The sequence below is a fragment of the Pseudomonas coleopterorum genome (assembly GCF_900105555.1).
In the GTDB taxonomy this organism is placed as follows: domain Bacteria; phylum Pseudomonadota; class Gammaproteobacteria; order Pseudomonadales; family Pseudomonadaceae; genus Aquipseudomonas; species Aquipseudomonas coleopterorum.
In genome coordinates this window covers 1,399,435-1,415,758 of record NZ_FNTZ01000001.1, presented here as the reverse complement: position 1 = coordinate 1,415,758, position 16,324 = coordinate 1,399,435, and the positions used below count along the sequence as shown (strand labels likewise).

Below are 16,324 nucleotides of genomic sequence, written 5' to 3'. Positions count from 1 at the left end.
AATCGTGGGGCTTAACTTAACTTCCTGCGCGAATTAACGTAGAATCATGCAGCCTTTTTAGGCGCCAATGTCCATTGGAAGCTGTTTTCAAAGCGTCACGAGCACAGTCGATCCAGTAGAAGGGTGTTGGCACCGTTCATCCGGTGCCAGCCCTCATCAGTTTTCCCTTCTACAGGCGTAAAACTTTGAAAACAGCTTCTGTAAGGAATACCTGCCTTCCTGGCTGAACGGCCGAAAAGCCCGTGCGCATGGATGCAGGCATTCCCTGGATGAGCGTCCCTTCCGGGACCACTGATGAGGGTAATAACTGTGCTTGAAGCCTATCGCAAACACATCGAAGAGCGTGCCGCCCAGGGTATCGTGCCCCAGCCGCTTAACGCCGAACAAACCGCAGGCCTGGTCGAGCTGCTGAAGAACCCTCCCGCCGGCGAAGAAGCCTTCCTGGTCGACCTGATCACCAATCGCGTACCACCAGGGGTGGACGAAGCCGCCTACGTCAAGGCCGGCTTCCTTTCCGCCGTAGCCAAGGGCGAAGCCACCTCCCCGCTGATCGACAGCAAGCGCGCCGTTGAACTGCTCGGCACCATGCAAGGTGGCTACAACATCGCCACCATGGTCGAACTGCTCGACGACGCCACCCTGGCGCCAGTGGCCGCCGAACAGCTCAAGTTCACCCTGCTGATGTTCGATGCCTTCCACGACGTCGCGGAAAAAGCCAAGAACGGCAACACCCACGCTCAAGGCGTGCTGCAGTCCTGGGCCGACGGCGAGTGGTTCAAGAAGCGTCCGACCCTGGCCGACAAGATCAGCCTGCGGGTCTTCAAGGTCACCGGCGAAACCAACACCGACGACCTCTCCCCGGCGCCTGACGCCTGGTCGCGCCCGGACATCCCGTTGCACGCCCTGGCCATGCTGAAAATGGCCCGCGAAGGCATCGTGCCCGACGTCCAGGGCTCGATCGGCCCGATGAAGCAGATTGCCCAGATGTACGCCGACGGCTACCCCGTGGCCTACGTGGGTGACGTGGTCGGTACCGGTTCGTCGCGTAAATCGGCCACCAACTCGGTGCTGTGGTTCTTCGGTACCGACATCCCGTACGTGCCGAACAAGCGTGCCGGCGGTTTCTGCTTCGGCACCAAGATCGCTCCGATCTTCTACAACACCATGGAAGACGCCGGCGCCCTGCCGATCGAGTTCGACGTGTCGAACATCAACATGGGCGACGTGATTGATCTCTACCCGCACCAGGGTAAAGTCTGCAAGCACGACAGCGACGAGGTGATCACCACCTTCGAACTCAAGACGCCCGTACTGCTCGACGAAGTCCGCGCTGGCGGCCGTATCCCGCTGATCGTCGGCCGCGGTCTGACCGACAAGGCACGCGCCGAGCTGGGCCTGGGCCCGACCGATCTGTTCAAGCTGCCCGAAGCCCCGGTCGACACCGGCAAGGGCTACACTCTGGCGCAGAAGATGGTCGGCAAGGCCTGTGGCTTGCCCGAAGGCAAGGGCGTACGTCCCGGCACCTACTGCGAACCGAAGATGACCACCGTCGGCTCCCAGGACACTACTGGCCCGATGACCCGCGACGAACTGAAAGACCTGGCCTGCCTGGGTTTCTCGGCCGATCTGGTCATGCAGTCCTTCTGCCACACCGCGGCCTATCCAAAGCCGATCGACGTGACCACCCACCACACCCTACCGGATTTCATCCGTACCCGCGGTGGCGTGTCCCTGCGTCCAGGCGACGGCATCATCCACAGCTGGCTGAACCGCATGCTGCTGCCGGACACCGTCGGCACCGGTGGCGACTCGCACACCCGCTTCCCGATCGGCATCTCGTTCCCGGCCGGTTCCGGCCTGGTAGCCTTCGCGGCCGCCACCGGCGTCATGCCGCTGGACATGCCCGAGTCGGTGCTGGTGCGCTTCAAGGGCACCATGCAGCCAGGCATCACCCTGCGTGACCTGGTCCACGCGATTCCGTACTACGCCATCCAGAAAGGTCTGCTGACCGTCGAGAAGAAAGGCAAGATCAACGCCTTCTCGGGTCGCATCCTGGAAATCGAAGGCTTGAACGACCTGACCGTCGAGCAGGCATTCGAACTGTCCGACGCCTCGGCCGAGCGCTCCGCCGCCGGTTGCACCATCAAGCTGCCGGAAAAGGCCATCGCCGAGTACCTGCAGTCGAACATCACCTTGCTGCGCTGGATGATCAGCGAAGGCTACGGCGATGCGCGGACCATGGAGCGTCGTGCCCAGGCCATGGAAGCCTGGCTGGCCAACCCGGAACTGCTGAGTGCCGATGCCGACGCCGAATACGCCGAGATCATCGAAATCGACTTGAGCGACTTGAAAGAGCCGGTCCTGTGCGCACCGAACGACCCGGACGATGCACGTCTGCTGTCCACCGTTCAGGGCGAGAAGATCGACGAAGTGTTCATCGGTTCGTGCATGACCAACATCGGCCACTTCCGCGCTGCCGGCAAGTTGCTCGATAAGGTCAAGGGCCAACTGCCAACGCGTCTTTGGCTGTCGCCGCCGACCAAGATGGATGCCCATCAGCTGACCGAAGAAGGCTACTACGGTATCTACGGCAAGGCTGGCGCACGCATGGAGATGCCGGGCTGCTCGCTGTGCATGGGTAACCAGGCACGCGTGGAACCCAACTCCACCGTGGTGTCGACCTCGACCCGTAACTTCCCGAACCGCCTGGGCGACGGTGCCAACGTGTACCTGGCGTCCGCCGAGCTGGCTGCCGTTGCGTCCATCCTGGGCAAGCTGCCGACCGTCGAGGAGTACATGGAGTACGCGGCCAGCATCGACAGCATGGCTGCCGATGTGTACCGCTACCTGAGCTTCGACCAGATCGCCGAGTTCCGCGATGCGGCGGCCAACGCGAACATCCCGGTGGTTCAAGCCTGAGGGCACGCTGAACGCCCGGGTGATTGACGGGTGAATGAAGAAGGGTTGCCCTTGTCAGGGGCAACCCTTTTTAGTGTCTGGTGGTTGAACAGCGGGTGTCCGTCATGCGCTTGGACGGGTTCAAACGTGGAATTGGTTAACTCTCGATGCACGAGGACCACTTCATCCGCCCATCAAAGTGCGGCTTCTCTTGCTGAAGCCAGACAGTACCCGAACGCTCTTCAGCCGTGCTTCCACGGCCCCTCCACACATTTCCTGCAGAGCCTAGGACCTGACATCTTCCAGGGTGAACTCCAGTGCTGTCTCTCCTGAAGTGTTCAAGTAAGGAATGCTCACGGGCACGTTCCCAACTCCGACTTCGACGGCTGTTACACGATATCCATCTTTGTCCCTCAGGAAAAAGCGGCCATCTTGGTAACTGACGCTGACCAGATCGAACTTCCAGAGGTTCTCGATACTGGCCAGGTGATACAGCCCCAAATACCCTCGACTGCTGATGCCCAACGCCGCGTTTGCATAGTAACCCGCGCTATCGGCGCCGGTAATGGCGTAATGAAAACGGTCTTCGGTCTGGCTCAGGTAGGTGAACTTGAACTCCACCGCTGGCCAGTCACTGCTCGCAAAAGTAAGCCAACCCGACTTGCCCGCAATGGTGCTGTCCGAGAGGGCAATCCTTCTTTGATACCCTCGGGTAACGCCTCGAATTTTGGCAACGAATGACGTGCCCATTAAATCTTCCATGGTGACCTCCTTGGTCATTACGTGATACGGCGTGATGTGCTTCCAAGGTTGATAGGTTACTAGGCCTGAAATTGAGCTGGCGTTACATAATTATGCTTAATGGCCAGATGCTGCGGCGCAGGCATAAAAAAACCCGCCGGGATCGACGGGTTTATTTGCAGCGCTCACGATTTAAGGATGGGAGGTGCCACTCAACGCCAAGTCCATCAACTCACGATTCGCCACCGCATACATGGCGTAATCGGTCCCTGTTGCCGCCTTGATCTCGTCGAGCATGGCGCGCCAGCGCTTGACCATCACCTCATGCTGTTCCAGCCACAGATCCAGGCGCTCCTCGACGTCTCCAGGCGCGTCCTGCATCTTCAGCACGGAGATGGTGATCGCCCGTTGCTGCAGGTCGATGTCGTCGCGGAAAGCCTCGCGGGCCAGCGCCTGCCAGTTGTTCTCCACCGGCAGGCTGCTGATCTGCTGCAGGTACCAGGTCAGGTCCAGCTTGCTGCCCACGGCGAAGAACGCCTTGGCCACTTCGGCGGCGTTCTGACCAGTCACATCCGATGCCTCGATGATCGGCAGCAACGTGTACAGGTGGCTGGTACCGGCGACCATGCGCGCCAGCAACTCCGGCACGCCCGACGCGACGTAGCCCTGGTAGCGGGCCTGCCAGCGCTCACGGGTCGGCCCCTCGAGCAGTTCGTCGAGCTTGAGGCCCAGCGCTGCAATGTGCGGACCGAAGTGTGCCACGTCGCGACCGGCGTCCAGCTCGTTGCGGCGGCTGCGCAGGAACCAGCGAGTGGCGCGACGGCCCAGGCGCATCAGTTCGTCCATCAACGCCAACTGCACATCGGCGGAGACCTGATAGTCCAGCGCCTCGATCTGGCGGAACCAGTGCGGCAGGTGGAAGATGTCACGCACGATGGCGTAGGCGCCGACCACACTGGCCGGCGTCATGCCCGTGGACTCCTTCAAACGCTGGACGAAGGTGATGCCCATGTTGTTGACCAGGTCGTTGGCGATCTGGGTGCTGACGATCTCGCGCTTGAGGCGGTGGCTGCGCATGGCCTCGGCGTATTTGCTGACCAGCGACGGCGGGAACGCCGTTTCCATGTCGCGGGTCAGGTAGACGTCGTCGGGTACCGGCGAGGCCAGCAGCGCTTCGTTGAGGTCGATCTTGCTGTAGGAGATCAGCACCGACAGCTCGGCCCGGGTCAGGCCCTGCTTGTTCGCCACGCGCTCGTTGAGCTGCTCCTCGGTCGGCAGGAATTCGATGGCCCGGTCGAGCTTGCCACGCGCCTCGAGGTCGGCCATCAGACGACGGTACTCGGCCAGGCGCTCATAGGCCTTGCGCGCCGCCAGCGACAACGCCTGGGTCTGCTTGTAGTTGTTGCCCAGCACCAGATGGCCGACTTCCTCGGTCATGCTGCCCAGCAGCAGGTTGCGCTGCTTCTCGGTCATGTCGCCGGCCTGCACGGCTTCGTTGAGCAGGATCTTGATGTTGACCTCGTGGTCGGAGCAATCCACCCCGGCCGCGTTATCGATGAAGTCGGTGTTGGTGGCACCGCCGTTGAGGCCGAACTCGACACGCCCCAGTTGGGTCATGCCCAGGTTGCCGCCCTCGCCCACCACCTTGCAGCGCAGCTCGTTGCCATTGACGCGCAGCGCATCGTTGGCCTTGTCGCCCACATCCGCATGGCTTTCGTCGCTGGATTTGACGTAGGTACCGATACCGCCGTTCCACAGCAGGTCGACCGGTGCCTTGAGCAGCGCATTGAGCAGTTCGGTCGGGGTCAGCTTGTCGGCCTTGATGTCGAAACGCTCTTTCATCTGCGCGCTGATGGCGATGCTCTTGGCACTGCGCGAGAAGATCCCACCACCGGCGGACATGATCGAGGTGTCGTAGTCGCTCCACGCCGAGCGTGGCAGGTCGTACAGGCGCTGACGTTCGGCGAAGCTGCTGGCCGGCTCCGGGTTGGGGTCGATGAAGATGTGCAGGTGGTTGAACGCCGCCACCAGTTGCAGTTTGTCGGACATCAGCAGGCCGTTGCCGAACACATCGCCAGCCATGTCGCCGATGCCGATGACAGTGATGCTGTCTTTCTGCACGTTGATGCCGCGCTCGCGGAAATGCCGCTGCACGCCGACCCAGGCACCCTTGGCGGTGATGCCCATCTTCTTGTGGTCGTAGCCTGCCGAACCACCCGAGGCGAACGCATCGCCGAGCCAGAAACCGTAGTCGATGGCGATGCCGTTGGCGATGTCCGAGAAGGTCGCAGTGCCCTTGTCCGCAGCCACTACCAGGTACGGGTCATCATCGTCGTGACGCACGACGTTGGCCGGCGGCACCACGCTGCCATCCTTGAGGTTGTCGGTGATGTCGAGCAGCCCGGAAATGAAGATGCGGTAGCAGGCCACGGCCTCGTTCTGCACCTCGTCGCGGCTGCCGCCCAGAGGCAGGCGACGCGGGACGAACCCGCCCTTGGCCCCCACCGGCACGATCACCGAGTTCTTCACGTGCTGCGCCTTGACCAGGCCCAGCACTTCGGTGCGGAAGTCTTCCTCGCGGTCCGACCAGCGCAGGCCACCACGAGCGACGTTGCCGAAGCGAAGGTGAACACCTTCGACCCGTGGCGAGTAGACGAATATCTCGAACTTGGGTACTGGCTTGGGCAACTCGGGAATCAGCTTGGGGTTGAACTTGAAGCTGAAGTACGACTTCACCTGGCCATTGCTGTCCGGCTGGTAGAAGTTGGTGCGCAGGGTGGCCTTGATCAGGTCCAGGTAGCGACGCAGGATGCGGTCTTCGTTGAGCACCTGAACGTCGTCCAGGGCGGTGAGAATCGCCTGTTCCAGACGCTGCTGCTTGTCGTCCAGGTCGTCGCCGGCCAGCTTGCGTGCCAGGTAGAAGCGGGTCTTGAACAACCGCGTCAGTTCGCGGGCGATGTCGGTGTGGTTGTTCAGGGTGCTGGCGATGTAGCCCAGATCGAAGCCCAGGCGAATCTGCTTGAGGTAGCGCGCATAGGCACGCAGCAGGGCAACATCGCGCCACGGCAGGCCTGCGGTCAGCACCAGCCGGTTGAACGCATCGTTCTCGGCGTCGCCGCGCACGATATGGACGAAGGCATCCTGCAGGGTGTCGTTGAGTTGCTGGATGTCCAGGTTCAAGCCTTCGCTGTAGGTGAAGGCGAAGTCGTGGATCCAGTACTCGCGGCCGCTGCGATGACGCAGGCGGTACGGGAACTCGCCGAGCACGCGCAGGCCCAGGTTCTCCAGGATCGGCAGCACGTCCGACAGCGCCAGCGGCGTGTCGGCGTGGTAAAGCTTGCAGTGCAGCTGGCGCTCACCGCTCTGCGCCAGTGGCTGGTAGAAGCTCATCACCAGCGGGCGGGCTTCGGACAGGGCCAGCAGGTGCTGCATGTCCACCACCGCCGAGTGCGCCGCGAAGCGCTCGCGGAAACCGGCCGGGAAGCCTTTCGGGAAATCGGCCAGCACATTGGTGCCGGCGGCCTCGCCGAAGCTTTCGATGGTCAGGCTGGCGTAGTCGTCCTGCCACGAGCGGCAGGCCTGGATCACTTCGTTTTCCAGCTGCTGCGGGTCGATGTCGATGCGGTTCTTCGGATCGACACGCAGGATCAACTGCACACGCGCCAGCACCGACTCGGAGAAGAACGTCCAGAACTCGCAGTCCGTGGCCTTGAGGCGCTCCATCAGCACCTGCTGGATCTTCTGCCGCACTTCGGTGGAATAGACGTCGCGCGGCACATAGGCCAGGCAGTAGCAGAAACGGCCGTAGGGGTCCTTGCGCAGGAACACGCGGATCTTGTTGCGCTCCTGGATCTGCACGATCGACATGACCGTGCTGAACAGCTCGTCGATCGGCGTCTGGAACAGGTCGTCACGCGGCAGCACTTCGACCACCTGGGCCAGCTCCTTGCCCAGGTGCGCCTTGGCATGGAAACCGGAGCGGCGTTCGATCTCGGCAACCTTGCGCCGAATGTAGGGGATCTCGCGCACGCTCTCGCCATACACCGACGAAGTGTACAGGCCCATGAAGCGGCATTCCTTGAGCACCTTGCCGTCGGCATCGATCTGGCGGATCGACACGTAGTCCGGATAGGCCGGACGATGCACGCGGCTTGGATGGGCCGCCTTGGCGAAGGACAGCAGCATCGGCTCGTGCAGGTATTGCACGGCGTAGTCTTCGATGTGCAGTTCTTCGCTGCTCAGGCCGGCGCGCAGCAGCCGGGTCAGGCCGAGGAAGGACGCGGGGTCGTAGCTGAGCTGACCGCCCTGGGCGTCGGCATCGACCACGAATTCCTCGTAGCCCAGAAAGGTGAAGTGGTTGTCGGTCAGCCACTCGAGGAAGGCCTTGATCTCGGCCTTTTCCTGCTCGTCGCTGGTGAAGGCGGTCTGCTCCACCAGGGTGATCATTTCACGGACCTTGGCCTTCATCGGCTCGAAGTCCTGCACCGCGATGCGCACCTCGCCCAGCACCTGCTCCAGCTCGCGAGCGAGCACGTTGAGTTCGGCGGCGTTGGCGCAGCGGTCGATTTCAAGGTACATCAGCGATTCATGCAGGACGTCTTCGCCCTGGGCACCCTTGGCCAGCACTTCGAGCAGCTCGCCCTGGCTGCCGCGGCGCACACTGAGCACAGTGGTCTGCAGGGTATGAATGCTGTAGCCGCGGCGGTTGAGCTCGGTACGCACCGAGTCCACCAGGAACGGCAGGTCGTGATGCAGCACCTCGACGGCAGTGTGGGTGGACTGCCATCCGTGACGTTCGTAGTCGGGGTTGTAGACCCGCACCTGCGGCTTGGCATGATCGAAACGCTGCAGCAGGCGCCACGCCGACAGGGTGCAGCCGGCCAGGTCGCTGAGGCGGCGCTGGGTGAGTTCGTCCAACGAGATGATGCCGAAGAACTGATCGGCGAACAGCGCCACTTGTGGCAGTTGCTGCTCGCTGATGTGCTGAGCCAGGGCCGATTGCAGTTGATGCTGGAAGTCGGCTTTGCTGGCTGCGGTGAAGAACGCCATCTGTGGTACTCCGCTTGGGCTTTGTTATTGGGTGAAGCGTCGCAGGTCACCCCGGTTCGGATCAACCATAGCCAATCCGGCGCTGCAGGGCGACATTCAAGAGGTCCAACGACCTAGCTTACCCAGAGCCCGGCATGCACTCTTGCGGTGCGGCGACATATTCGGTCATGCAGGAGTTATCGTACGAGCCCGCTGGCACGGGCGTTCCAGCCACCTTGCAGCTTTACCGGTATAATCGCGCCACTTTCCTACAATGGGACCTCCCGCATGCGCATGACCGCCTCCCTGCTGATGGCCAACCCTCGCGACGAAGAAGAAGACGACATGGCCCTGCTCTGCTGCCATGGCAGCGAAGGGGAAATGTTTCTGATGACACGTTTTCCGGACGAAGAAGAGCTGGAAATCACCCTCGGCGAAGACCCTTACCTGCTGCGTGACCTCAAGGTGACCCTGAGCGCCAACCGCCTGTTGGTGGAAGTGGCCGCTGCAGATGCCGATGTGTTCGGTGGCGATGATGTGCTGGAAATCGAGCATGCCAGCGATGCGGCGGAACTGGCGGAGATCGGGGAGACGTTACGGATTTTGCTGGCGGGTGTTGGCTCCCTGGACATCCAGTGAAGCGCCTTGCTCCTGTAGGGGCGGGCGTGCCCGGTCGAACACGCCGATTCCTCTCTCACCCCCCAATGCATTAAAGTAGCTGCCCCCGGCCAAGACGCCCTCACCCGCGTACTCGGTCCCTTCTTCAGGAACCGTCAACGATGGAACATCGTGAAGCGCTGATCGCGCTGCGAACCTTTCTTTCCACGCAGATCCTTGGCCAGGAGAAACTGGTCGAGCGCCTGCTGATCGTGCTGCTGGCAGACGGTCACATGCTGGTCGAGGGCGCGCCGGGGCTGGCCAAGACCAAAGCGATCAAGGAACTGGCCGAAGGCGTCGAAGCGCAATTCCATCGCATCCAGTTCACTCCGGACCTGCTGCCCGCCGACATTACCGGCACCGAGATCTATCGACCTGAAACCGGCAGCTTCGTGTTCCAGCAGGGTCCGATCTTTCATAACCTGGTGCTCGCTGACGAGATCAACCGGGCGCCGGCCAAGGTCCAGTCGGCGCTGCTCGAGGCCATGGCCGAGCGTCAGGTCAGTGTCGGGCGCAGCACCTACGACCTGTCGCCCCTGTTCCTGGTGATGGCCACGCAGAACCCGATCGAGCAGGAAGGCACCTATCCCCTGCCCGAGGCACAGCTGGACCGGTTCCTGATGCACGTCAAGATCGGCTTTCCGGATGCAGCCGTGGAACGGCGCATTCTGCAGCAGGCCCGGGGCGAGGCGCTCAATGGCGAAACCAAGCCGGAGCGGCGGGTCAGTCAGCAGGCGATTTTTGCCGCGCGCAAGGAGATCCTCGGGCTGTACATGGCCGACGCGGTGGAGGAATACCTGGTGCAACTGGTCATGGCGACGCGCACCCCGAGCAAGTTCGACGCCGAACTCGGCGAGTGGCTGGCCTACGGCGCCAGCCCGCGCGGGTCCATCTCGCTGGACCGTTGCGCACGGGCCCACGCCTGGCTGGCAGGACGTGACTTCGTCAGCCCGGAAGACATCCAGGCCGTGCTCTTCGACGTCCTGCGCCATCGCATCATCCTGTCGTTCGAGGCAGAAGCCGCCGGTGTCGACCAGGATCGCGTGATCCAGCGTATCCTCGACGTCGTGGCCGTCGCCTGACTCCATGAGCCAGGAGCCGAGGCCAGAGCCTGGCATTCGCATCAGCCTGGCCGAGCTGATCGAAATGCGCCACCGGGTGCGCGAGGTGCAGTTGTTCTCCACCCCGGCCCAGCGCAGCCCGTTGATCGGCTTGCATCATTCCAAGCTGCGCGGACGCGGTGTGGATTTCGACCAGGTGCGGGTGTACCAGGCCGGCGACGATGTGCGCAGCATCGACTGGCGCGTCACCGCACGCACCCAGGAGCCGCACACCAAGCTGTTCCATGAGGAGCGCGAGCGGCCGATCTTCATTCTTGTCGAACAGAGCCGACGGTTGTTCTTCGGCTCCGGGCAGATGTTCAAGTCGGTACTCGCGGCCCAGGCGGCCGCACTGATCGGCTGGGCGGCGCTGGGGCATAACGACCGGGTCGGCGGGCTGGTGTTCGGCGATGGCGAGCACTATGAAATCAAGCCCCGGCGCAGCAAGCAGAGCCTGCTGCAGCTGCTCAACCGTCTGGTCCATGTGAATCAATCACTGCACACCGAAGCGTTGCCGGAGAAGGACGCACTGGGCATGGCCCTGCGCCGGGCACGGGAGGTGCTGCGCCCTGGCAGTTTGGCCATCGTCATCTGTGACGAACGGGCGCTCACCGATGGCGCCGAGCAGCAGCTCAGTTTGCTCTCGCGTCACTGCGACCTGCTGTTGCTGCCAGTCTCCGACCCGCTCGACCATGCACTGCCGGCCGCCGGGCTGTTGCGTTTCGCCCAGCGCGGCAGGCAGATGGACATCGATACGCTGAATCCGGACATGCGCCTGGCCTATCGCGCCCTGAGCGAGGCGCGCATCGCTCGGTGGGAACGCCTGGCGCAGAAACTGCGCGTGCTGCTGATGCCTTTGAGCACTCAAAGCGAAATGATCGAGCAACTGCGTGAGTACCTCAATCCGCAACGGCCAGGCAAACTCAAATGAGCACGCTCGAGCAACTGCAGCCCCTGATCCCGCCGCCGCCGATCGGCCTCTGGCCACCGGCGCCCGGCTGGTGGCTGCTCGCGGTGCTACTGCCGGCGCTGGGATGGGCCGCCTGGCACTGGCGTCACCGCTGGCGGCGCAAGGTCGTGCTGCCTGTTGCAGCCGAGCAACCCCTGGATCCTGTGCGCCAGGGCGCGCTGGAAGAGCTGGCACGCCTGCCCAGACCCTACGACGGCGCCCCGGCTGGCGCCTGGCTGCAGCAGATCAACGGTTTGCTCAAGCGCCTGTGCCGCAACCATTACCCGAACGCCAACAGCCATGTGCTCAATGGCCGCCAGTGGCTGGCATTTCTCGACAACCGCTGCCCGGCCGCCGGCCTTACACGCTGGATGGTGCTGGTGGAAGGGGTCTACAAACCCGAATGCAAGCTCGACGACAAGGCCATCGCCGGCCTGCAACAGTCGGTCGAAACCTGGATACGCAAGCATGTTTGAGTTCGCCTGGCTGTGGGTTTTCGCCCTGCTGCCGCTGCCTTGGCTGCTGCGCGTGCTGTTGCCACCAGCCGACAGCGGCGAAGCGGCGCTCAAGGTCAGCTTTCTCGATGAACTCGAAGGGCTGGCCGGGCGCCGTGCACGGATCAGCCTGCCGACCTGGCCGCAACAGGCGCCCTACGTACTGCTGTGGCTGTTGCTGCTGATCGCCGCGGCACGCCCGCAGTGGCTGGGTGATCCCCTGCCCATCGCGGCCAGCGGTCGCGATCTGCTGGTGGCGGTGGATGTCTCCGGGTCCATGGATTACCCCGACATGCGCTGGCAGAACGAGGACGTCAGCCGGCTGGAGCTGGTCCAGCGCCTGCTGGGCGACTTTCTCGAACATCGCCAGGGCGATCGGGTGGGCTTGATCCTCTTCGGCAGCAAGGCCTATGTGCAGGCGCCGCTGACCTTCGACCGACGCACGGTGCGTAGATGGCTGGACGAAGCGCGCATCGGCATCGCCGGCAAAAACACCGCGATCGGCGATGCGATCGGCCTGGCGCTCAAGCGTCTGCGCCAGCGCCCGGCGCAGAGCCGGGTATTGATTCTGGTCACCGACGGCGCCAACAACGGCGGTCAGATCCACCCCATCACGGCGGCGCGCCTGGCGGCTCAGGAGCATGTGCGCATCCATACCATCGGCATCGGCGCCGACCCCAGCGCCGATGGCGCGCTGAGCATGCTCGGCCTCAACCCCAGCCTGGATCTGGACGAGCCGAGCCTGCGAGAGATCGCGCAGATCACCGGCGGTCAGTACTTCCGTGCCCGCGACGGCGACCAGCTGCAGGCCATCGGCGCCAGCCTGGATACGCTGGAACCGGTCGACCAGCAGCCCACCCAGGCGCGTCCGGCGCAGGCCCTGTACATCTGGCCGTTGAGCGCGGCGTTGCTGCTCAGCGTATTGCTGGTAGTGCGCGAGAACTGGCCGAACAACCCGCTGCAACGATTTCTGCGCCAGCGCCGGTTTCTGCCGACCGCACCGCAGTGGCGCGAGCGCCTGGAGCGGCTGCAGTTGCGGAGGCGCAAATGATCGAGGCCTGGCCGCATTGGTTCCGGCCCTGGTGGCTACTGGCCTGGCCTGCCCTGGCCTGGCTACTCTGGCAACTGTGGCACCGGCAGAAACGCGCCGGGCGTTGGCAGTTGCTGCTGCCGCGCCACTTTCACGCGGTATTGCTGGGCGGAGGCAGCGGCCGCCAGAGCAAGGCGCCGTGGATCGTGCTGGGCCTGGCCTGGCTGTTGACGGGCGTAGCCCTGTTGGGCCCCAGCTGGCAGCGCATCGAACAGCCCGGCCGAACGGTCGTCGACCCGCTGGTGGTGGTGCTGGCGCTGAGCCCCGACATGCTCGCCACCGACGTGGCGCCCAATCGCCTGGAACAGGCCCGGCGCAAGCTGCTGGACCTGCTCAACGCACGTCGCGATGCGCAGACGGCCCTCATCGTCTACGCCGGTAGCGCACACGTGCTGGTGCCGCTGTCCGACGACCTGAGCACCAGCCGCAACCTGCTGGAGGCGATCAAGCCCTCGATCATGCCGGTCGAAGGCCAGCGCGCCGACCTCGGCGTACAACGGGCCCTCGAACTGCTCGACCAGGCCGAGCAGGGCCAGGGACGCATCCTGCTGCTGACGTCGCAACTGTCCGAAGCAGAGCGCAGGGGTATTGCCCAGCGTCTGGACAACCACTCGCCACAGTTGTTGATCCTGGGTATCGGCACCCGCGACGGTGCGCCGGTGAAGCAGGAAAACGGCGATTTCCTCAAGGACGAACAAGGTGCGATCCGCCTGTCCCGCCTCGACGGAGCCGGGCTGCGCAGCTTCGCCGCCGACGTCGGCGGCCTGTACCGCCAGGCACGCATGGATGACCTGGATCTGCGCAACCTCGGACTGTTCGATCGCCCTGCAGTGTTGCGCAGCAATGGCACCACGCAACAGCTGGACAGCTGGGCCGATCAAGGTCACTGGTTGCTGCTGCCCCTGCTGTTGCTGGCCGCCCTTGCTGGCCGTCGCGGCTGGCTGTTCTGCCTGCCGCTGTGCTTGATGATGGCGCCGCAGCCCGGCTATGCCTTCGAGTTCCAGGACCTCTGGCTACGCCGTGATCAGCAAGGGCAGGCCTTGCTCGAACAGCAGCGTCCGGCCCAGGCCGCGCGGCGTTTTACCGATGCGCAGTGGCAAGGCATGGCGCTGTACGAGGCCGGCGACTACGAGGCGGCCGCCGAGCGTTTCGCCCAAGGCGACAGCGCCCGTGACCATTACAACCGCGGTAACGCCCTGGCCCGCAGCGGCGAGCTGGAAGCGGCGCTGGACGCCTACGACCAGGCCCTGGAGCGCCAGGCGGACCTGCGGCCAGCGCTGGAAAACCGTGCGCTGGTGGAACAGTTGCTGCGCCAGGCGCCGACCGAGCCTCCTGCAACTTCAGCCAATCCCCCCGACAAACCGCAGGCACCGGGCGCCACGGCGCCAGGCGGGCAGGAGCCGAATTCGTCCGCCACGGCCGACAAGCACGCCCAGGACACCGAGACCCTGAGTGGTCAGGAAAGCCCTGCTGGGCAAGCCGGAGGGGATCAGAATCAGGCACAATCCTCGCCACCGACCCAACCGCCAGGCGACGATTCCACGACCCGACCACCGCCACGCCCGCCCCAGACCAGCCTGGATGCCGAGCAACGCCAGGCACTGGAGCAATGGTTGCGGCAGATTCCGGACGATCCGGCCGAGCTGTTGCGGCGTAAATTCTGGTACGAACAGCAACAGCATCAGGACAACATTCGATGAGTCGCCTCAGTGCCCTCTGCATCAGTGCAACCCTGGCCGTGCTGGCCCAATGGGCGCAGGCCGCCACCTTGGTGGCCAGCGTCGATCGCTCGCGGCTCAACTCGGGGGAAACGGTCGAGCTGACCCTGGAAACCAACGATGTCACGCAGTTCGGCAAGCCCGATCTGACACCGCTCGAAGGCCCGTTCGAGGTGCGCGACACGCGTCAGGTCAACCGCCTCACCAGCCTGGATGGCGACCACCAGGCCACGACCCGCTGGATCATCACCCTGCTTCCGCGCCAGACCGGCAGCGTGACCATCGCCCCCCTGCAACTGGGTGAGCTGCGCAGCCAGCCGATCCTCTTGCAGGTGCTGCACAGTGACCAGCCACCGCGGGCAAACATGGCGCCAGTGTTCATCGATGCCAGCCTGGATGGCGACAGTGTCTATGTGCAGGCCCAGGCGGTGTTGACCGTGCGCATCTATCACTCGGTGCCGCTGTACGATGACAGTAACCTGACGCCCCTGCAGTTGGCCGATGCACGCGTCGAGCCGCTGGGTGGGTCGCGAACGTTCGAGCAGATCATCAACGGTGTCCGCCACGGCGTCATCGAGACGCGCTATGCCATTTATCCGCAACGCAGTGGCGAGGTGTCGATTCCGGCGCTGGTGTTCACCGCCACCACCGTCGAACCGGCCGCACCGGGCGAGAGCGGCAACAACGCGCCGCAGCCAGGCAAGCAGATCCGGGTGACGTCCACCCCGATATCGTTGACCGTGAACGGTGTCCCTGCGGCCTACCCTGCCGATGTGCCCTGGTTGCCGGCACGCAGCTTGAGCCTGAGCGAAAGCTGGAACCCCGATCCGCCCAGCAGCCAGGTCGGCGATTCCCTGACGCGTACGTTGGAGGTCAAGGCCGAAGGCCTTTCCAGCGCGCAGCTGCCGGACCTGCCGGATACCCAGGTGGAAGGCTTGCGCCGCTACCCGGATCAGCCCCAGCTGAGCAATCGGACCGATGAGCGAGGCCTGACCGGCAGCCGCCAGGAGCGTGAAGCGTTGGTCCCCTCACGCAGCGGCACCCTGCAATTACCGAGCATCGAGGTGGTCTGGTGGAATACCCATGAAGACCATCTGGAACGTACCGCTCTGCCGGCGCGCAGCCTGGAGGTCGCCGGCAACGCCGGCCTGATGGTCGATGCGCCGGTCGGCAACGGCGATGCCGAGCCGGACGTGGCCTGGCCATGGAAGCTGGCCAGCGTGATGCTGCTGTTCACCACGATGACCGGCTTTGCGCTGTGGTGGCGGGCCCGGGGCCAGCCGGCGGTGCTGCGCACAGCGCAAAGCGGACCGAGCCCGCGCACCTTGCTCGATGACCTCAAGCGCGCGTGCCAGGCCAATGACCCTCAGGCCACTCGTCAGGCCCTGGACGCCTGGGCGCGCCAGCAACCGGAGACACTGGCCGACATGGCGGCGCGCTTCGTGCCGTTGTCCGACGCCCTGGACGGGCTCAATGGAGCGCTCTACAGTGAAAGCGGCCAGTATTGGCAAGGCGAGGAGCTGTGGCGCGCCATCGGCAGTATCCTGCGTAGCGGCCCAGCCCTGGATCCGGCGGCTGACAACGCCGGGTTGCCGCCGCTGTATCCAAAATGACCCCCACAGGGTGGGGATCTAGGGTCTGTTTGAAAA

The 16,324-nt window shown here is 64.0% G+C and carries 10 protein-coding genes; 8 read left to right on the top strand and 2 right to left on the bottom strand.

The window, feature by feature from the left end; all coding sequences use genetic code 11:
* Window positions 1-309: 309 nt before the first annotated feature.
* Window positions 310-2,919: a bifunctional aconitate hydratase 2/2-methylisocitrate dehydratase gene (gene acnB, locus BLV18_RS06295; RefSeq protein ID WP_049860996.1), complete on the top strand. Its 2,610-nt coding sequence runs from the start codon at window positions 310-312 to the stop codon at window positions 2,917-2,919.
* A gap of 264 nt (window positions 2,920-3,183) precedes the next feature.
* Here the strand turns inward: acnB and BLV18_RS06290 are convergent, their stop codons facing one another.
* Window positions 3,184-3,660, bottom strand: a complete 477-nt coding sequence (locus tag BLV18_RS06290) for a hypothetical protein (protein WP_090357057.1) — start codon at window positions 3,658-3,660, stop codon at window positions 3,184-3,186.
* A gap of 171 nt (window positions 3,661-3,831) precedes the next feature.
* Window positions 3,832-8,688, bottom strand: a complete 4,857-nt coding sequence (locus tag BLV18_RS06285; RefSeq protein WP_090357055.1) for an NAD-glutamate dehydrogenase — start codon at window positions 8,686-8,688, stop codon at window positions 3,832-3,834.
* Window positions 8,689-8,955: 267 nt separating this feature from the next.
* Between BLV18_RS06285 and BLV18_RS06280 the strand changes: the two genes are divergently transcribed.
* The 7 genes from BLV18_RS06280 to BLV18_RS06250 all read left to right on the top strand — a co-directional run bounded on the left by BLV18_RS06280 (window position 8,956) and on the right by BLV18_RS06250 (window position 16,288).
* A complete protein-coding gene (locus BLV18_RS06280) occupies window positions 8,956-9,306 on the top strand; it encodes a hypothetical protein (protein ID WP_090357053.1) in 351 nt (116 codons plus the stop codon).
* Between the two features lie 140 nt (window positions 9,307-9,446).
* Window positions 9,447-10,406, top strand: a complete 960-nt coding sequence (locus BLV18_RS06275) for an AAA family ATPase (RefSeq protein WP_043187645.1) — start codon at window positions 9,447-9,449, stop codon at window positions 10,404-10,406.
* 4 nt (window positions 10,407-10,410) lie between these two features.
* Entirely contained in the window at window positions 10,411-11,355 is a 945-nt protein-coding gene (locus BLV18_RS06270) for a DUF58 domain-containing protein (RefSeq protein ID WP_049861000.1), read from the top strand.
* Window positions 11,352-11,849 carry a DUF4381 domain-containing protein gene (locus tag BLV18_RS06265; RefSeq protein WP_090357051.1) on the top strand — a complete coding sequence of 166 codons (498 nt, stop codon included), beginning with the start codon at window positions 11,352-11,354 and terminating at the stop codon, window positions 11,847-11,849. The genes BLV18_RS06270 and BLV18_RS06265 overlap by 4 nt, the downstream gene beginning before the upstream one ends.
* Window positions 11,842-12,918, top strand: coding sequence for a vWA domain-containing protein (locus BLV18_RS06260; protein WP_056843217.1), 1,077 nt, complete (start codon window positions 11,842-11,844; stop codon window positions 12,916-12,918). Before BLV18_RS06265 ends, BLV18_RS06260 begins: the two co-directional genes overlap by 8 nt.
* On the top strand, window positions 12,915-14,657 hold the full coding sequence (locus BLV18_RS06255) for a VWA domain-containing protein (protein ID WP_090357049.1): 1,743 nt from the start codon (window positions 12,915-12,917) through the stop codon (window positions 14,655-14,657). Before BLV18_RS06260 ends, BLV18_RS06255 begins: the two co-directional genes overlap by 4 nt.
* On the top strand, window positions 14,654-16,288 hold the full coding sequence (locus tag BLV18_RS06250) for a BatD family protein (RefSeq protein WP_090357047.1): 1,635 nt from the start codon (window positions 14,654-14,656) through the stop codon (window positions 16,286-16,288). Before BLV18_RS06255 ends, BLV18_RS06250 begins: the two co-directional genes overlap by 4 nt.
* Window positions 16,289-16,324 lie beyond the last annotated feature (36 nt).

Excerpts from the sequence above, each read along its gene's own strand:
- BLV18_RS06290 (WP_090357057.1), bottom strand. The coding sequence starts at position 3,660 with ATGGAAGATTTAATGGGCACGTCATTCGTTGCCAAAATTCGAGGCGTT.
- BLV18_RS06285 (WP_090357055.1), bottom strand. The coding sequence starts at position 8,688 with ATGGCGTTCTTCACCGCAGCCAGCAAAGCCGACTTCCAGCATCAACTG.
- BLV18_RS06280 (WP_090357053.1), top strand. The coding sequence starts at position 8,956 with ATGCGCATGACCGCCTCCCTGCTGATGGCCAACCCTCGCGACGAAGAA.
- BLV18_RS06275 (WP_043187645.1), top strand. The coding sequence starts at position 9,447 with ATGGAACATCGTGAAGCGCTGATCGCGCTGCGAACCTTTCTTTCCACG.
- BLV18_RS06270 (WP_049861000.1), top strand. The coding sequence starts at position 10,411 with ATGAGCCAGGAGCCGAGGCCAGAGCCTGGCATTCGCATCAGCCTGGCC.
- BLV18_RS06265 (WP_090357051.1), top strand. The coding sequence starts at position 11,352 with ATGAGCACGCTCGAGCAACTGCAGCCCCTGATCCCGCCGCCGCCGATC.
- BLV18_RS06260 (WP_056843217.1), top strand. The coding sequence starts at position 11,842 with ATGTTTGAGTTCGCCTGGCTGTGGGTTTTCGCCCTGCTGCCGCTGCCT.
- BLV18_RS06255 (WP_090357049.1), top strand. The coding sequence starts at position 12,915 with ATGATCGAGGCCTGGCCGCATTGGTTCCGGCCCTGGTGGCTACTGGCC.
- BLV18_RS06250 (WP_090357047.1), top strand. The coding sequence starts at position 14,654 with ATGAGTCGCCTCAGTGCCCTCTGCATCAGTGCAACCCTGGCCGTGCTG.